The following is a 16,520-nucleotide window of genomic DNA, read 5'->3' as shown; positions in this document are numbered from 1 at the left end:
GCCGTGTGCCGGGACGGGTCTGAGACAATTGACCCTGTGATCTCCCGAATCGATCTGCGCGGCACCGCCTCCGGCGTCGACCGCGACCTGCTGCCCCGAGCCGAACTCGACGTCGAGGCCGCCCTGGAGAAGGTGCGGCCCATCTGCGAGGACGTGCATCATCGCGGCACCGCGGCCTTGATCGATTACGCGGAGCGGTTCGACGGCGTCACCATCGACCGGGTGCGGGTCGCGCCCGAGGAGATCACCGCCGCGCTCCAGGAGCTCGACCCCGAGGTGCGGGCCGCGCTGGAGGAGTCCATCCGCCGCGCCCGCATCGTGCACCGCGAGCAGCGGCGCACCGAGAAGACCGTCACCGTGGTGCCCGGCGGCACCGTCACCGAGCGCTGGGTCCCCGTCGACCGCGTCGGGCTCTACGTCCCGGGCGGCCGCTCGGTCTACCCCTCGTCCGTGATCATGAACGTGGTGCCCGCCCAGGAGGCGGGTGTCGGCTCGATGGCCGTCGCCTCCCCGCCCCAGGCCGACTTCGGCGGCCTGCCGCACCCCACGATCCTGGCGGCCTGCGCGCTGCTCGGCATCGACGAGGTCTACGCCGCGGGCGGCGCCCAGGCCATTGCCATGTTCGCCTACGGCACCGAGGACTGCCGCCCGGTCAACATGGTCACCGGCCCCGGCAACATCTGGGTCGCCGCGGCCAAGCGGCTGCTCAAGGGCCGTATCGGCATCGACGCCGAGGCCGGCCCCACCGAGATCGCCGTCCTCGCGGACGCGACCGCCGACCCCGTGCACGTCGCCGCCGACCTCATCAGCCAGGCCGAGCACGACCCGCTGGCCGCCGCCGTGCTCGTCACCGACTCCGAGGAGCTGGCGAAGGACGTCGAGAAGGAGCTGGAGACCCAGGTCGCCGCCACCAAGCACATCGAGGACCGGATCGTCCCCGCCCTCGCGGGCCGCCAGTCCGGCATCGTGCTGGTCGACGACATCGACCACGGCCTCGCCGTCGTGAACGCCTACGGCGCCGAGCACCTGGAGATCCAGACTGCCAACGCCGCCGAGGTCGCCGCGCGCGTCCGCAACGCCGGAGCGATCTTCGTCGGGCCGTACGCCCCGGTCTCCCTCGGCGACTACTGCGCCGGGTCCAACCACGTGCTGCCCACCGGCGGCTGCGCCTGCCACTCCTCCGGCCTGTCGGTCCAGTCCTTCCTGCGCGGCATCCACGTCGTGGACTACACCCGCGACGCCCTCGCCGAGGTCACCCACCACGTGGTGACGCTCGCCGAGGCCGAGGACCTGCCCGCACACGGAGCCGCGCTCAAGGCGAGGTTCGACTGGAAGGTGCCGGTCAAGTGACAGGCATCGACGATCTCCCCATCAGGGACGAGCTGCGCGGCAAGTCCCCGTACGGAGCGCCCCAGCTCGACGTGCCCGTACGCCTGAACACCAACGAGAACCCCTACCCGCTGCCCGAGCCCCTCGTCGCCCGCATCGCCGAGCGCGTCGCGGAGGCCGCCCGGCACCTCAACCGCTACCCCGACCGGGACGCGGTCGAGCTGCGCACCGAGCTCGCGAAGTACCTCACCCGCACCGCGGGCCACGAGGTCACCATGGGCCAGGTCTGGGCGGCCAACGGCTCCAACGAGATCATCCAGCAGCTGCTCCAGACCTTCGGCGGGCCCGGCCGCACCGCGATCGGCTTCGAGCCGTCGTATTCGATGCACGCCCTGATCTCGCGCGGCACCGGCACCGGCTGGATCCCCGGACCCCGCCGCGACGACTTCACCATCGACGTCGACGCGGCCGTCACCGCCATCGCCGAGCAGCGGCCCGACGTGGTCTTCGTCTGCTCGCCCAACAACCCCACGGGCACGGCCGTCGAGGCGGACACCGTCCTGCGGCTGTACGAGGCGGCACAGGCGGCCAGGCCGTCCCTGGTCGTGGTCGACGAGGCGTACGGCGAGTTCAGCCACCGCCCCTCGCTGCTGCCGCTCATCGAGGGCCGGCCGAACCTCGTCGTCTCCCGCACGATGTCCAAGGCCTTCGGGGCCGCCGGGCTGCGGCTGGGCTATCTGGCCGCGCACTCCGCGGTGGTCGACGCCGTGCAGCTCGTACGGCTGCCGTACCACCTGTCCTCCGTCACCCAGGCCACCGCCCTCGCGGCGCTGGAGCACACGGACACGCTCCTCACCTATGTCGAACAGCTCAAGGCGGAACGCGACCGCATCGTCGCCGAGCTGCGGGCCATGGACTTCGAGGTGACGGAGTCCGACGCGAACTTCGTCCAGTTCGGCCGCTTCCCGGACAGCCACGAGGCGTGGCAGGCGATCCTCGACCACGGCGTCCTGGTCCGGGACAACGGCGTACCGGGATGGCTGCGGGTCACCGCGGGCACCCCCGCCGAGAACGACGCCTTCCTCGACGCGGTGCGCACCATTCGCAAGGAGAACCAATGAACCGCGTGGGCCGCGTGCCGCATCTCCCGGGGGGCGACCCCCGGACCCCCGGCCGGACCCACGCCGTGGGGGCCGCGCGTCGCGAACGGCACATCTGCAAGGAGACCAACCGATGAACCGCGTGGGCCGCGTAGAGCGCACCACCAAGGAGACCTCCGTCCTCGTCGAGATAGACCTCGACGGCAGCGGACAGGTCGACGTCTCGACCGGGGTCGGCTTCTACGACCACATGCTCGACCAGCTCGGCCGGCACGGGCTCTTCGACCTCACGGTCAAGACCGACGGCGACCTGCACATCGACAGCCACCACACCATCGAGGACACCGCCCTCGCGCTCGGTGCCGCCTTCAAGCAGGCCCTCGGTGACAAGGTCGGCATCTACCGCTTCGGCAACTGCACGGTCCCCCTGGACGAGTCCCTCGCCCAGGTCACCGTGGACCTCTCCGGCCGCCCCTACCTCGTGCACACCGAGCCCGAGAACATGGCGCCCATGATCGGCTCCTACGACACGACGATGACCCGGCACATCCTGGAGTCCTTCGTCGCGCAGGCCCAGATCGCCCTGCACGTGCACGTCCCGTACGGACGCAACGCCCACCACATCGTCGAGTGCCAGTTCAAGGCCCTCGCCCGCGCGCTGCGCTACGCCAGCGAGCGCGACCCGCGCGCCGCCGGAATCCTTCCCTCCACGAAGGGCGCCCTGTGACCGGCCTGTCCACCATCCTGATCGTCGTCGGGCTCTTCCTCCTCGGCGGCATGATCTCCTTCTACAAGCAGGGTCTGCCCAAGGGCGTGATCGTGCTGCTCGGCATCGGCTGCGCGATGTGCCTGGTGGCCGGAGTGATGCGCCTGGAGGTCTGGGCATGAGCGACCGCAAGAAGGTCGTCGTCTTCGACTACGGCTTCGGCAACGTCCGCTCCGCCGAGCGCGCCCTCGCCCACGTCGGCGCGGACGTCGAGATCACCGGCGACTACGACGCGGCCATGAACGCCGACGGGCTGCTCGTCCCCGGCGTCGGCGCCTTCGAAGCCTGCATGAAGGGCCTGCGCGCCGCCCGCGGCGACTGGGTCGTCGGCCGCAGGCTCGCCGGCGGCCGCCCCGTGATGGGCATCTGCGTCGGCATGCAGATCCTCTTCGAGCGCGGCATCGAGCACGGCGTCGAGACCGAGGGCCTCGAAGAGTGGCCCGGCACGGTCGAGCCGCTCAAGGCGCCCGTCGTCCCGCACATGGGCTGGAACACCGTCACCCCCGCCGAGGGCTCCCGGCTCTTCGCGGGCCTCGACGCGGAGACCCGCTACTACTTCGTGCACTCCTACGCCGTGCGCGAGTGGGGCTTCGAGATCACCGCGGACCACATCCGGCCGCCCCAGGTCACCTGGGCCACCCACGGCGAACCCTTCGTCGCCGCCGTGGAGAACGGGCCGCTGTGCGCCACGCAGTTCCATCCCGAGAAGTCCGGCGACGCCGGCGCCCAGCTGCTGACCAACTGGATCGAGACCCTGTGAGCCCCGTGATGCCGAAGCTCGAACTCCTCCCCGCCGTCGACGTCCGCTACGGCCAGGCCGTCCGCCTCGTCCACGGCGCCTCCGGCTCCGAGACCTCCTACGGCGACCCGCTCTCCGCCGCCCTCGCCTGGCAGCGCGCCGGCGCCGAGTGGCTGCACCTCGTCGACCTCGACGCCGCCTTCGGCACCGGCGACAACCGCTCCCAGATCGCCGAGGTCGTCCGCTCCATGGACATCAAGGTCGAGCTGTCCGGCGGCATCCGCGACGACGCCTCGCTCGCCGCGGCCCTCGCCACCGGCTGCACCCGCGTCAACCTCGGCACCGCGGCCCTGGAGACCCCCGAGTGGGTCGCCGATGTCATCGCCGAGCACGGCGACCGGATCGCCGTCGGCCTCGACGTCCAGGGCACCACCCTGCGCGGCCGCGGCTGGACCCGCGACGGCGGCGACCTCTACGAGACCCTCGCCCGCCTCGACGCCGAGGGCTGCGCCCGCTACGTCGTCACCGACATCGCCAAGGACGGCACGCTCCAGGGCCCCAACCTGGAGCTCCTGAGGAACGTCTGCGCCGCGACAGACCGGCCGGTAGTCGCCTCCGGCGGTGTCTCCTCCCTTGACGATCTGCGCGCGATCGCCAACCTGGTACCGGAGGGCGTCGAAGGCGCCATCGTGGGGAAGGCCCTCTACGCCAAGGCGTTCACCTTGGAAGAGGCCCTGGAGGCAGTGTCCGTATGAGCGAAGCCGTGCAGCGCGTGCGAAGCGACAGTCCCTGGGAAGAGACCTTCGGCGGTGCGCGCGCTGTCGCGGCGGGCGACCGGGTCCTGGTGGCCGGAACCCTGCCGTTCAACGGCTCCGTGCTGCACGGCGAGGGCGATCCCTACGAGCAGGCCAAGGCGGCCTTCGCCAACGCCCTCGCCGCCCTGGAGCAGTTCGGACTCGGCCCCGGGTCCGTGCTCCGCACCCGGATGTATCTGACCCACGCGCGGGACGTGGACGCGGTCGGCCGCGCCCACAAGGAGTTCTTCGACGCGGTGCGGCCCGTGGCGACCCTCGTGGTCGTCTCCGGCTTCGTCGACTCGCGCGTGCTGGTCGAAGTGGAACTGGAAGCGTATCGAGGAGCAACGAGCACATGACCCTCGCGGTCCGAGTCATCCCCTGCCTGGACGTGGACAACGGCCGGGTGGTCAAGGGCGTCAACTTCCAGAACCTGCGCGACGCCGGCGACCCCGTCGAAATGGCCAAGATCTACGGTCAGGAAGGCGCCGACGAACTCACCTTCCTCGACATCACCGCCTCCTCCGGCGACCGTGAGACGACCTACGACGTGGTGCGCCGCACCGCCGAGCAGGTCTTCATCCCGCTGACCGTGGGCGGTGGCGTCCGCACCGCGGGCGACGTCGACAAGCTGCTGCGCGCCGGTGCCGACAAGGTCGGCGTCAACACCGCGGCCATCGCCCGGCCCGAGCTGATCCAGGAGATCGCCGAGCGCTTCGGCCGCCAGGTGCTGGTGCTCTCCGTGGACGCCCGGCGCACCGCCTCGGGCTCCTTCGAGGTCACCACCCACGGCGGCCGCCGCGGCACCGGCATCGACGCCGTCGAGTGGGCCCACCGCGCGGCGGAGCTGGGCGCGGGCGAGATCCTGCTGAACTCCATGGACGCCGACGGCACGAAGGACGGCTACGACACCGAGATGATCGCGGCCGTGCGCAAGCACGTGTCCGTGCCGGTGATCGCGAGCGGCGGCGCGGGACGGCTGGAGCATTTCGCTCCGGCCGTGGAGGCCGGGGCGGACGCGGTGTTGGCGGCATCCGTCTTCCACTTCGGCGATCTGAAGATCGCCGAAGTCAAGGACTCCCTGCGGCAGGCGGGCCACGAGGTCCGCTGAGTGTCGTCTGCGCGCACCACCGCTGCGCGGCGGTGTCCTCAAACTCCCCCAGCTACCGCTGGGAGGTGCCCCCAACGGGCTGAATTGCGCACTCACATCAGCCAAATCCAGCCTGTCCGGCGTTTGAGGACGCGCCCGAAGGGCGCTCCCGCCGCAGGCGGCAACGGACCCGCAGACCTACAGCCCCAGCGCCGCCTGCTGAAGTTTGGCCACCACGTTCTCGTCGCCGTCCAGCTCGACCCGGGCCGCCGCCTGGCGGCCGAACGCGAACAGGGTCAGCTCTCCCGGCTCGCCCGTCACCGTCACCACCGGCGTGCCCCGGTGGGCCACCGCCGTGCGGCCGTCGGGGCGGCGCAGCACCAGGCCCACCGGCGACTTCCGGCCGAGCATCCGGGCCACCCGCTCCAGCCGGGCCCACAGGGCGTCCGAGAACACCGGGTCCGGCTCGCGCGGCGTCCAGTCCGGCTGAGCGCGCCTGACGTCCTCCGTGTGCACGAAGAATTCGACCGTGTTGGCCGCCTCGTCGACCTGTTTGAGGGCGTACGGCGACATGCGCGGCGGCCCGGTGCGGATGAGCTGGAGCAGCTCCTCGTACGGCTTGGCGGCGAACTCGGCCTGCACCCGCTCGAGGCGCGGGGCCAGCGCCTTGATCACCAGACCGGCCGCCGCGTCGGAGCGGCGCTCCCGCACGACGACATGGGCGGCGAGGTCACGGGCCTGCCAGCCGGTGCAGAGCGTCGGGGCGCCGGGGCCCACGGTCTCCAACAGATCGGCCAGGAGCAGACGTTCGCGCTGTGCGTGGGTCGACATGCGGCCACCCTACGGCCGTCACCCCGCCCGTGCCACGGCGCCGCGACGGGCCGCGTCAGTCCGGCAGCGGCGCCGTCAGCTTCGCGCCGCCCGGCGTGATGCTGCGCGTGATCGCGCACGTGATCTGGTTCTGGCCACGGTCGTAGGTGAGCTTCGCCGGATACAGCACGTACGAGTAGTACGTACGGCCGTCGGATATGGAACCCACCCGCTTCTGCGCGGTGGACTCGCACAGGTCCTTCGCCTTGTCCTGGATCGCCTGCTCGGTGTCGAACGACCCCGACAGCGTCGCGTTGGATATCACCTCGCCGTCGTGCGTGCCGTCGCACTGCCGCGTGACGACCGTGGAGATGCCGGTGGTCAGGCTCGGGTGGTCGAAGCACTGGCCGGGCTTGAGCACCACGTACGGCACCCGCTGATCCGAGGGCAGCGACGGGGCCGAGGACGCCGAGGGCGTGGAGTCCGACAGGCCGGAACCGGGCTCGCTCGCGGCCGTCGACGGCGCGGACGACGTCACCGACGGGCTCGGCGAGCCCTTCCCCTTGGCCTTCGAGTCACCGCCGTCGCCCTTGGCGGTCAGGATGATCCCGCCGACGACCAGGCCCGCCACCAGCACGACGGCGACCACGATCGCCGCCACCTTCGCGCCGTTGCCACCCGACGGCGGCGGGGGCGGCGGCGCGAACTGCTGTCCGTATTGCTGCCCGTACTGGCCGAAACCCTGCTGCGGGCCGTAGCCCGGCCCACCCTGCGGCGGCCCGTACGGCTGCGCGGGGGGCTGCGCGGGCGGCTGGACGGGCGGCTGGTCCTGGGGCGGCCCGAAGCCCTGGGGCGGGCCGAACCCACCGCCGTCGCGGGGCGGTTCCTGAGGATGGGGCGGCGGCGGAGACGTCATGGTCGAAGCATGCCGTACGCCACTGACACCCCCGCCGCCGGGCTCCGGATCAAGACCGCGGCGGGCGGGCCCGTCCGCTCTTCGGGACGGTCACGACCTGGAAGCGGACCTGAAGGAGAATGGACACCATGACCGGCACCGCTCGCCCCCGCACCACCGACCTCGACCCCGCCCTCGCCGCGCGCCTCAAGCGCAGCGCCGACGGACTGGTTCCCGCCATCGCCCAGCAGTACGACACCGGCGAGGTGCTCATGCTCGGCTGGATGGACGACGAGGCCCTCCACCGCACCCTCACCACCGGCCGCTGCACCTACTGGAGCCGCAGCCGCCAGGAGTACTGGGTCAAGGGCGACACTTCCGGCCACGTCCAGCACGTGAAGTCCGTGGCCCTCGACTGCGACGGCGACACCCTGCTCGTGAAGGTCGACCAGGTCGGCGCGGCCTGCCACACCGGCGACCGCACCTGCTTCGATGCCGATGTCCTGCCGCTGGGCCAGTAGGCTCCGCTGCCATGGCTGCCATGACCACGGGTGACATCACGCCCGACGCCGACACCTTCCGTACGCTCGCGAAGGACCGCCGGGTCATCCCGGTGACCAGGCGCTTCCTCGCCGACGGGGACACCCCCGTCGGCCTGTACCGCAAACTCGCCGCGGAGCGCCCCGGCACCTTCCTGCTGGAGTCCGCCGAGAACGGCCGCACCTGGTCCCGCTACTCCTTCGTCGGCGTCCGCAGCGCCGCCACCCTCACCGTGCGCGACGGACGGACCCACTGGCTCGGCACCCCGCCCGTGGGCGTCCCCACCGACGGCGACCCGCTGGAGGCCCTGCGCGCCACCGTCGACGCCCTCCACACCCCCCGCGACCTCATCGAGGGCACCGGACTGCCGCCCTTCACCGGCGGCATGGTGGGCTATCTCGGCTACGACATCGTCCGCCGCCTGGAGAAGATCGGCGAGCACGGCGAGGACACCCTCGGCCTGCCCGAACTGACCATGCTGCTCACGTCGGACCTCGCCGTGCTCGACCACTGGAACGGCACGGTCCTGCTGATCGCCAACGCGATCAACCACAACGACCTCGACACCGGCATCGACGAGGCCTACGCGGACGCCGTCGCCCGCCTCGACGCCATGGCCGCCGACCTGTGCCGCCCGGTCCCCACCGACCCCACCGCCCTGCCGCCCTCCGAACTCCCCGAGTACACCGCGCGCTGGGGCGGCCCGGACTACATGGCGGCCGTCGACGACATCAAGGAGCGCATCCGCGCGGGCGAGGCGTTCCAGGTCGTGCCCTCCCAGCGCTTCGAGACCCCCTGCGCCGCCTCCGCGCTCGACGTCTACCGCGTCCTGCGGGCGACCAACCCCAGCCCGTACATGTACCTGCTGCGCTTCGACGGATTCGACGTCGTCGGCTCCAGCCCCGAGGCGCTGGTCAAGGTCGAGGACGGGCACGCGATGGTGCACCCGATCGCCGGCACCCGCCCGCGCGGCGCCACCCCGCAGACCGACGCGGCCCTCGCCGAGGAGCTGATGGCCGACCCCAAGGAGCGCGCCGAGCACCTCATGCTCGTCGACCTCGGCCGCAACGACCTCGGCCGGGTCTGCGAACCCGGCAGCGTCGAGGTCGTCGACTTCATGTCGGTCGAGCGCTACAGCCACGTCATGCACATCGTCTCCACCGTCACCGGCCGCCTCGCCGAAGGCCGCACCGCCTTCGACGTGCTCACCGCCTGCTTCCCCGCCGGCACCCTCTCCGGCGCGCCCAAGCCCCGCGCCATGCAGATCATCGAGGAGCTGGAGCCCACGCGCCGCGGCCTGTACGGCGGCTGCGTCGGCTACCTCGACTTCGCCGGGGACTCCGACACCGCCATCGCGATCCGCACCGCCGTGCTCCGCGACGGCACCGCCTACGTCCAGGCGGGCGCCGGCGTCGTCGCCGACTCCGACCCCGCCGCCGAGGACGCCGAGTGCCGCAACAAGGCCGCCGCCGTCCTGCGCGCGGTGCACTCCGCCAACCGGCTCGCCCCCCGCGCCTGACCTGCGGTCCTGCCGCCCGGGGAACCCCTCGGGGGACCCCCGGGCGCCCGGACCGGCGACACAAGAGATAGTGGTAACCGTGAGCGCAGCCGTACCGCACCCCCGTCCCCATGCCGAGCCCGCCTCCCGCGCCGGTGGCGCCCGGCGGCGCAGCGTCGCCGTCGCCCTGCTGCTGGGCGCGGCCGGAGCCACGCTCGTCCTCCTCGCCGGAGGCCGCACCTGGGCCGAGGGCACGGCGGCCGCCGACATCGCCCAGAGCGCCGTCTCCAAGCAGGTCAGCGGCCAGGACGTCAACGGCCTGCCCGGCGCGCTGGCCGTCGTCGGCCTCGCCACGCTCGTCGCCGTCTTCGCCGTCCGCGGCGTCTGGCGCACCGTCGTCGCCGCGGTCCTCGCCCTCTGCGGCGCCGGGATCGTCGCCGGTGCCGCCACCGGCGCCCGCGACACCAGCGCCCTGGAGGAGAAGGCCGCCAAGGCCCAGGGCCTGACCAGCACCGCCGTCGACCACATCAGCCGCACCCCCTGGCCGTGGGTCGCCCTCGTGGGCGGGATCCTGCTCTTCCTCGCCGGGCTGCTCGCCCTGCGCTACGGACAGCACTGGCCGGCGATGTCCGGCCGCTACGAGCGCGACGGCACCCCCCGCCCGCGCCGCCCCCGCACCGCGCCCGACCCCGAGCGCCCCGAGGAGCTCTGGAAGGCACTCGACCGCGGCGAGGACCCCACCGGCGAGCCCGGCGGACAGCACGCGACTCCCCCCGGCGACGGCCCGGGGAAGCGGCCGTGAAAGACGGCCGGGAACACGCCCCACCCCCAACTCAAGGCACCCCCGGGCGTCGGGGACAATGACCATGAGCGTTCTCCGCGCCCGCGGGCGCGCCACAGCAACGAGGAGTCATAGTCATGGCGGGTAGCAGCCACGGACACACCCCGGCCGCCTGGACCGGTGTCATCATTTCGTTCATCGGCTTCTGCGTCGGCGGTGCGTTCATGGTGATCGCCAACCCGGTCGGGTTCTGGGCCGGCATCGGCATCGTCCTGCTCGGCGGCGTCGTCGGCGGCATCATGCGCCTGATGGGCTACGGCATGGAGCCCAAGGGCCGCGCGAAGGGACAGCCCCAGACCCAGGGCTGATCCACCCCGCCCGCTCACCGAGGCGCGGCCCGGGCCCGTACGGACGCAAGGACGTCGGCCCCGTGCTGCGCCTTCGTGCTGTCCGGCGCAGACTGCGACTGTGACCGCCCGCGCAGACAGCCCGCCGGACGGCCGCGTGGACGGCCACGCGGCCGCGCCCCCGCGCCCCCCGGGCCCGGTGCGCCGCCTCGCCGCCCCGGCCGGTGTCGCCGCCGGGATCGCCGCGGCCTTCGCCTGGATCGGCACCGTCGACCCGAACGAGCCCGGCCACTACCCCGCCTGCCCGCTGCTGCGCAGGACCGGTCTGTACTGCCCCGGCTGCGGCGGGCTGCGCGGCGTCCACGCGCTCGCCCACGGCGACCTCCCGGCGGCACTGGGCGCGAACGCGGCGGCCGTGGCCGCGTACGCCGCCTTCCTCCTGCTGTGGCTGGCCTGGGTACGCGCCGCCCTGCGGGGCCAGGACGGCGTACGGCTGCCGTTGCGCGCGCCCCACTGGTGGGCGGTCGGCGCGCTCCTGCTGGCGTTCACTGCCGTACGGAACCTGCCCTGCGGGTCCTGGCTGGCGCCTTAGCGCAGGGGCCCGGGGGAAGACAAGGGAAACGAGGGAAACGCGGGAAACGCGCCATGTGACATCACCGGCGTCAACCGGATGCGAATCCTTCGGTCCGTGGCAAGTACCATCACAATGCCTGGTGAGGAGATTCCGCCCCACCAGCCCAGACCATCCGAGTCCGGAAGGGGGCCGCTCGCGTGAGTGTGCTCGACGAGATCATCGACGGAGTCCGTGCCGACCTCGCGGAGCGGCAGGCGCGCGTCACCCTCGACGAGCTCAAGGAGCGGGCTGCCAAGGCTCCGCAGGCCAAGGACGGGGTGGCCGCCCTCAGCGGCGAGAACGTCAACGTGATCTGCGAGGTCAAGCGCTCCAGCCCCTCCAAGGGCGCCCTCGCCGCGATCGCCGACCCCGCGGGGCTCGCCGCGGACTACGAGGCGGGCGGCGCGGCCGTCATCAGCGTGCTCACCGAGCAGCGCCGCTTCGGCGGTTCGCTCGCCGACCTGGAGGCCGTCCGGGCCAAGGTCGACATCCCGGTGCTGCGCAAGGACTTCATCGTCACCGCCTACCAGCTGTGGGAGGCCCGTGCCTACGGCGCCGACTTGGTCCTGCTGATCGTGGCGGCCCTGGAGCAGGAGGCCCTGGTCTCCCTCATCGAGCGCGCCGAGTCCATCGGCCTCACCCCTCTCGTGGAGGTCCACGACGAGGAGGAGGTCCAGCGCGCGGTCGACGCCGGCGCCCGGATCATCGGCGTCAACGCCCGCAACCTCAAGACCCTCGAGGTCGACCGCGGCAACTTCGCCCGCGTCGCGCCCGAGATCCCGGACCACATCATCAAGATCGCCGAGTCCGGTGTCCGCGGCCCGCACGACCTCATCGCGTACGCCAACGACGGCGCCGACGCGGTGCTCGTGGGGGAGTCCCTGGTGACGGGGCGCGACCCCAAGGGCGCGGTGGCCGACCTGGTCGCCGCCGGCGCCCACCCGGCCCTGCGGCACGGGCGGAGCTGACCGCACCGTGGGGACGTACGCGCGCCTGGCCCGGGGATGCCGTCCCCGGGGCTGCCGCGCGCCCGCGCGCCGCGTCCTCGGCCGGCGCGTGCGGTACCACATCGGCTGTGAGCCGGGGCAGATCAACGGGATGCGATGGTGCGGCGCGAGCGCGCCCTGACCGTTCGCACCGTCACACATCTGCCTGAGGAGTACCCCTATGTCCTCCGATCTGTCCTCCGGATTCTTCATCCCCGACCCGGAGGGTCACGTTCCGAACGCCGAAGGCTACTTCGGCGCCTTCGGCGGCAAGTTCATCCCCGAGGCCCTCGTCGCCGCGGTGGACGAGGTCGCCGTCGAATACGAGAAGGCCAAGGCGGACCCCGCCTTCGCGGCCGAGCTCAACGACCTGATGGTCAACTACACCGGCCGGCCCAGCGCCCTCACCGAGGTGTCGCGCTTCGCCGAACACGCCGGTGGCGCCCGCGTGTTCCTCAAGCGCGAGGACCTCAACCACACCGGCTCGCACAAGATCAACAACGTGCTGGGCCAGGCGCTGCTCACCAAGCGCATGGGCAAGACCCGCGTCATCGCCGAGACCGGCGCCGGCCAGCACGGCGTCGCCACGGCCACCGCCTGCGCGCTCTTCGGCCTCGAATGCACCATCTACATGGGCGAGGTCGACACCCAGCGCCAGGCGCTGAACGTCGCCCGCATGCGGATGCTCGGCGCCGAGGTCATCGCCGTGAAGTCCGGCAGCCGCACCCTGAAGGACGCCATCAACGAGGCGTTCCGCGACTGGGTCGCCAACGTCGACCGCACGCACTACCTCTTCGGTACGGTCGCCGGCCCCCACCCCTTCCCCGCGCTGGTCCGCGACTTCCACCGGGTGATCGGCGTCGAGGCCCGGCGGCAGATCCTGGAGCGGGCCGGGCGGCTGCCCGACGCCGCCGTGGCCTGTGTCGGCGGCGGCTCCAACGCCATCGGCCTCTTCCACGCCTTCCTGCCCGACACCGGCGTCCGCCTGATCGGCTGCGAGCCCGGCGGCCACGGCGTCGCCAGCGGCGAGCACGCGGCCACCCTCACCGCGGGCACCCCCGGCATCCTGCACGGCTCGCGCAGCTACGTCCTCCAGGACGAGGACGGCCAGATCACCGAGCCGTACTCCATCTCCGCCGGGCTCGACTACCCCGGCATCGGCCCGGAGCACTCCTATCTGAAGGACGTCGGCCGCGCCGAGTACCGCGCCGTCACCGACGACCAGGCCATGCAGGCCCTGCGGCTGCTCTCGCGCACCGAGGGCATCATCCCGGCGATCGAGAGCGCGCACGCGCTCGCGGGCGCGCTGGAGATCGGCAAGGAGCTGGGCCCCGACGGCCTGCTCCTGGTCAACCTCTCCGGGCGGGGCGACAAGGACATGGACACGGCGGCCCGCTACTTCGGGCTGTACGACGGTGCGACGGGCGAGGGGGCCAACTGATGGCGGGCAACGCGGGCAACATCGAATTGCTGAGCTTGGTGCTGACGGCGGCCAGGGCGGAGAACCGCGCCGCGCTCGTCGGCTATCTCCCGGCCGGCTTCCCGACCGTCGACGACGGCGTGCGGGCCGTGACCGCGATGCTCGAGGGCGGCTGCGACATCGTCGAGGTCGGGCTGCCGCACAGCGACCCGGTCCTGGACGGCCCGGTCATCCAGACCGCAGACGACATCGCCCTGCGCGGCGGCGTCAAGATCGTCGACGTGATCCGCACGGTCCGCGAGGCGCACGCCGCGACAGGCGCCCCGGTGCTGTGCATGACCTACTGGAACCCGGTGGACGCCTACGGCGTCGAGCGCTTCGCCGCCGATCTCGCCGCCGCCGGGGGAGCGGGCTGCATCCTGCCCGACCTCCCGGTCGAGGAGTCCGAGGTCTGGCGGAAGGCCGCCGACCAGCACGGCCTGGCCACGGTCTTCGTGGTCGCGCCGAGCAGCCGCGACGAGCGGCTCGCCAAGATCACGGCGGCGGGCAGCGGCTTCGTCTACGCGGCGTCCCTGATGGGCGTCACCGGCACCCGCGAGTCCGTCGGACAGGAGGCGCAGGAGCTGGTGCGGCGCACCCGGGCGGTCACCGAACTGCCCGTCTGCGTCGGGCTCGGCGTCTCCGACGCCCGGCAGGCGGAGGAGGTCGCGCAGTTCGCCGACGGCGTCATCGTCGGCTCCGCCTTCGTCAAGCGGCTGCTGGAGGCACCCGACCTCGAAGCGGGCCTCGCCGCCGTGCGCACCCTGGCGGGTGAACTGGCCGCGGGCGTACGCAAGCGCGGCTAACACTTTTGGTGGAACCGGACGACCGGGGGCGCGCAGGCCGTGCCCCCGGTTCGTTTACGGGGACGTGAGCCAGAAGAACTCTGATGGGAAGCGCAGCGCCCGTGAGCGGCTGCAGGAACAGCGCCAGCGGGAGGAGTCCCGCGCCAAACGGAAGCGGGGCATCGTCGCGGGCGTGATCGTGGTCGCCGTCCTCGGCGCGGGCGCCGGGATCGGCGCCCTGGTGGCCCATTCCGGCAAGGGCGGCAAGAAGCAGGAGACCGCGGGTCCCCTGGTCGCCCCCCAGGGCGCCATGGGCAAGGACAACGTGATGATCCCGGTCGGCAGGTCCACGGCGAAGGCCACCCTGACCGTCTACGAGGACTTCCGCTGCCCAGGCTGCGGCCAGTTCGAGAACGCCTTCCGCGACACCGTCCACGACCTGGAGGGCAAGGGCCAGCTGAAGGCCGAGTACCACCTCGTCACCCTGATCGACAACAACCTCGGCGGCAAGGGCTCCCTCAACGCCGCCAACGCGGCCGCGTGCGCGCAGGACGCCGGGAAGTTCGCCGCGTACCACGACGTGCTCTACAAGAACCAGCCGGAGGAGACCGACGACGCCTACGGCAAGAAGGCCCGCCTGATCGAGCTGGCCGGGCAGGTCGAGGGGCTGAAGAGCCCCGCCTTCGAGAAGTGCGTCGACGACGGCACCCACGACAGCTGGGTCAAGAAGTCCCACGAGACCTTCAGCAAGTCCTCCTACCACGCGACGCCGACGATCCTCCTCGACGGCAAGAGCGTCTACGGCGACCAGGCCAATCCGCTGACCCCGGACAAGCTGCGGCAGATGGTCGCGGCGGCCCAGGGCTAGGGGCGTTACGCAGCCGTTGTGCCGGGTGGGTTGCCGTCCGTGCGGCCCGGCAGGGTAGCGTCAGTGCTGCCATGGACATCGCTTACATTCCCAGCCCGTCCACCGGAGTGATCCATCTCGGACCAATCCCGTTGCGCGGCTATGCCTTCTGCATCATCATCGGCGTCTTCGTCGCCGTCTGGCTCGGCAACCGGCGCTGGATCGCACGGGGCGGACGGGCCGGGACGGTCGCCGACATCGCCGTGTGGGCGGTGCCGTTCGGGCTCGTCGGCGGCCGGCTCTATCACGTGATCACCGACTACGAGCTGTATTTCGGTGCGGGGCGCGACTGGGTCAACGCCTTCAAGATCTGGGAGGGCGGGCTCGGCATCTGGGGCGCGGTCGCGCTCGGCGCGGTCGGCGCGTGGATCGGCTGCCGGCGCCGTGGCATCCCCCTCCCCGCCTGGGCGGACGCCCTCGCGCCCGGCCTCGCCGTGGCCCAGGCCATCGGCCGCTGGGGCAACTGGTTCAACCAGGAGCTCTACGGCAAGCCGACCGACCTCCCCTGGGCCCTCAAGATCGACGCGGACCCGGCGATCGGGCGGCTCGCGGGGACGTACCACCCGACGTTCCTCTACGAGTCCCTGTGGTGCCTGCTCATCGCGGGCCTGGTGATCTGGGCCGACCGGCGCTTCACGCTGGGACACGGCCGGGCCTTCGCGCTCTACGTCGCGGCGTACACGGTGGGGCGCTTCTGGTTCGAATACCTCCGCGTCGACGACGCCCACCACCTGTGGGGGCTGCGGCTCAACGACTGGACCTCGATGGTCGTCTTCATCGCCGCGGTGGCCTACATGGTCGTCTCCGCGAAGCGGTGCCCTGGCCGGGAGCAGGTCGTGGAACCGGCCGCTGCCGTGGAGGCGGGCACGGCAGCGGAACCTGATGGCTCGGAGAGCCCGAAGAAGGTCTGACCGACGGCGCTTTCTTTTCCCCAGCCCCGCCCCTTCCCGGCTGCGTCTGATGCGCGGCTCCGCCGCGTGGGGGGCTGCGCCCCAGACCCCCGCAACACGCTTCGCGCGTTGTCCTCAAACTCCCCCAGCTACCGCTGGGAGGTGCCCCCACACCTTCCTGGTGATCGGCC

The 16,520-nt window shown here is 72.2% G+C and carries 20 protein-coding genes; 18 read left to right on the top strand and 2 right to left on the bottom strand.

The window, feature by feature from the left end; translation table 11 throughout:
- Positions 1–36: 36 nt before the first annotated feature.
- From hisD to hisF, 8 genes are all read left to right on the top strand, one after another.
- The gene (hisD, locus tag AB0435_RS14740) at positions 37–1,350 is read left to right on the top strand and encodes a histidinol dehydrogenase (protein ID WP_366427161.1); all 1,314 of its coding nucleotides are present in this window, start codon (positions 37–39) and stop codon (positions 1,348–1,350) included.
- Positions 1,347–2,450, top strand: a complete 1,104-nt coding sequence (locus AB0435_RS14735; protein WP_366001969.1) for a histidinol-phosphate transaminase — start codon at positions 1,347–1,349, stop codon at positions 2,448–2,450. Before hisD ends, AB0435_RS14735 begins: the two co-directional genes overlap by 4 nt.
- 112 nt (positions 2,451–2,562) lie before the next feature.
- On the top strand, positions 2,563–3,156 hold the full coding sequence (gene hisB / locus AB0435_RS14730; protein WP_361529602.1) for an imidazoleglycerol-phosphate dehydratase HisB: 594 nt from the start codon (positions 2,563–2,565) through the stop codon (positions 3,154–3,156).
- Positions 3,153–3,317: a hypothetical protein gene (locus AB0435_RS14725; protein ID WP_361529599.1), complete on the top strand. Its 165-nt coding sequence runs from the start codon at positions 3,153–3,155 to the stop codon at positions 3,315–3,317. Before hisB ends, AB0435_RS14725 begins: the two co-directional genes overlap by 4 nt.
- Entirely contained in the window at positions 3,314–3,955 is a 642-nt protein-coding gene (gene hisH, locus AB0435_RS14720) for an imidazole glycerol phosphate synthase subunit HisH (RefSeq protein ID WP_366001970.1), read from the top strand. Before AB0435_RS14725 ends, hisH begins: the two co-directional genes overlap by 4 nt.
- A gap of 8 nt (positions 3,956–3,963) precedes the next feature.
- The gene (gene priA / locus AB0435_RS14715; RefSeq protein ID WP_366002176.1) at positions 3,964–4,689 is read left to right on the top strand and encodes a bifunctional 1-(5-phosphoribosyl)-5-((5-phosphoribosylamino)methylideneamino)imidazole-4-carboxamide isomerase/phosphoribosylanthranilate isomerase PriA; all 726 of its coding nucleotides are present in this window, start codon (positions 3,964–3,966) and stop codon (positions 4,687–4,689) included.
- Positions 4,686–5,087: a Rid family hydrolase gene (locus AB0435_RS14710; RefSeq protein WP_361529593.1), complete on the top strand. Its 402-nt coding sequence runs from the start codon at positions 4,686–4,688 to the stop codon at positions 5,085–5,087. Before priA ends, AB0435_RS14710 begins: the two co-directional genes overlap by 4 nt.
- Complete coding sequence (gene hisF, locus AB0435_RS14705; protein ID WP_366001971.1) at positions 5,084–5,839, top strand: imidazole glycerol phosphate synthase subunit HisF; 756 nt, start codon at positions 5,084–5,086, stop codon at positions 5,837–5,839. The genes AB0435_RS14710 and hisF overlap by 4 nt, the downstream gene beginning before the upstream one ends.
- Before the next feature lie 177 nt (positions 5,840–6,016).
- Here the strand turns inward: hisF and AB0435_RS14700 are convergent, their stop codons facing one another.
- Together AB0435_RS14700 and AB0435_RS14695 are read right to left on the bottom strand one after the other, a co-directional pair.
- Positions 6,017–6,649 carry a TIGR03085 family metal-binding protein gene (locus tag AB0435_RS14700; protein WP_366001972.1) on the bottom strand — a complete coding sequence of 211 codons (633 nt, stop codon included), beginning with the start codon at positions 6,647–6,649 and terminating at the stop codon, positions 6,017–6,019.
- A gap of 55 nt (positions 6,650–6,704) precedes the next feature.
- Positions 6,705–7,544, bottom strand: a complete 840-nt coding sequence (locus AB0435_RS14695; RefSeq protein ID WP_366001973.1) for a hypothetical protein — start codon at positions 7,542–7,544, stop codon at positions 6,705–6,707.
- Between the two features lie 128 nt (positions 7,545–7,672).
- Here AB0435_RS14695 and hisI point away from each other — a divergent pair, with 128 nt between their 5' ends.
- The 10 genes from hisI (at position 7,673) to lgt (ending at position 16,350) form a co-directional block, all read left to right on the top strand.
- Complete coding sequence (gene hisI / locus AB0435_RS14690) at positions 7,673–8,044, top strand: phosphoribosyl-AMP cyclohydrolase (protein ID WP_366001975.1); 372 nt, start codon at positions 7,673–7,675, stop codon at positions 8,042–8,044.
- Between the two features lie 11 nt (positions 8,045–8,055).
- A complete protein-coding gene (locus AB0435_RS14685; RefSeq protein WP_366001976.1) occupies positions 8,056–9,582 on the top strand; it encodes an anthranilate synthase component I in 1,527 nt (508 codons plus the stop codon).
- Positions 9,583–9,661: 79 nt separating this feature from the next.
- On the top strand, positions 9,662–10,363 hold the full coding sequence (locus AB0435_RS14680; RefSeq protein ID WP_366001977.1) for a TIGR02234 family membrane protein: 702 nt from the start codon (positions 9,662–9,664) through the stop codon (positions 10,361–10,363).
- A gap of 116 nt (positions 10,364–10,479) precedes the next feature.
- Positions 10,480–10,710, top strand: a complete 231-nt coding sequence (locus AB0435_RS14675) for an HGxxPAAW family protein (protein WP_361535860.1) — start codon at positions 10,480–10,482, stop codon at positions 10,708–10,710.
- Positions 10,711–10,846: 136 nt separating this feature from the next.
- Positions 10,847–11,281 carry a DUF2752 domain-containing protein gene (locus AB0435_RS14670; protein WP_366427180.1) on the top strand — a complete coding sequence of 145 codons (435 nt, stop codon included), beginning with the start codon at positions 10,847–10,849 and terminating at the stop codon, positions 11,279–11,281.
- Positions 11,282–11,460: 179 nt separating this feature from the next.
- A complete protein-coding gene (trpC, locus tag AB0435_RS14665) occupies positions 11,461–12,270 on the top strand; it encodes an indole-3-glycerol phosphate synthase TrpC (protein WP_366001978.1) in 810 nt (269 codons plus the stop codon).
- A 211-nt stretch (positions 12,271–12,481) separates the two neighbouring features.
- Positions 12,482–13,729, top strand: a complete 1,248-nt coding sequence (gene trpB / locus AB0435_RS14660) for a tryptophan synthase subunit beta (RefSeq protein ID WP_366002178.1) — start codon at positions 12,482–12,484, stop codon at positions 13,727–13,729.
- Entirely contained in the window at positions 13,729–14,553 is an 825-nt protein-coding gene (gene trpA / locus AB0435_RS14655) for a tryptophan synthase subunit alpha (protein WP_366001979.1), read from the top strand. The genes trpB and trpA overlap by 1 nt, the downstream gene beginning before the upstream one ends.
- A 64-nt stretch (positions 14,554–14,617) precedes the next feature.
- Positions 14,618–15,400 (top strand): thioredoxin domain-containing protein, encoded by a 783-nt coding sequence (locus AB0435_RS14650; protein ID WP_366001980.1) that lies wholly within the window; start codon positions 14,618–14,620, stop codon positions 15,398–15,400.
- Positions 15,401–15,471: 71 nt separating this feature from the next.
- Positions 15,472–16,350 carry a prolipoprotein diacylglyceryl transferase gene (gene lgt, locus AB0435_RS14645; protein ID WP_366001981.1) on the top strand — a complete coding sequence of 293 codons (879 nt, stop codon included), beginning with the start codon at positions 15,472–15,474 and terminating at the stop codon, positions 16,348–16,350.
- Positions 16,351–16,520 lie beyond the last annotated feature (170 nt).

The sequence above is a fragment of the Streptomyces sp. NPDC051173 genome (genome assembly GCF_040689515.1).
GTDB lineage: Bacteria > Actinomycetota > Actinomycetes > Streptomycetales > Streptomycetaceae > Streptomyces.
The sequence above is the reverse complement of the archived record's forward strand: the minus strand, read 5'-3'. Positions and strand labels throughout refer to the sequence as shown.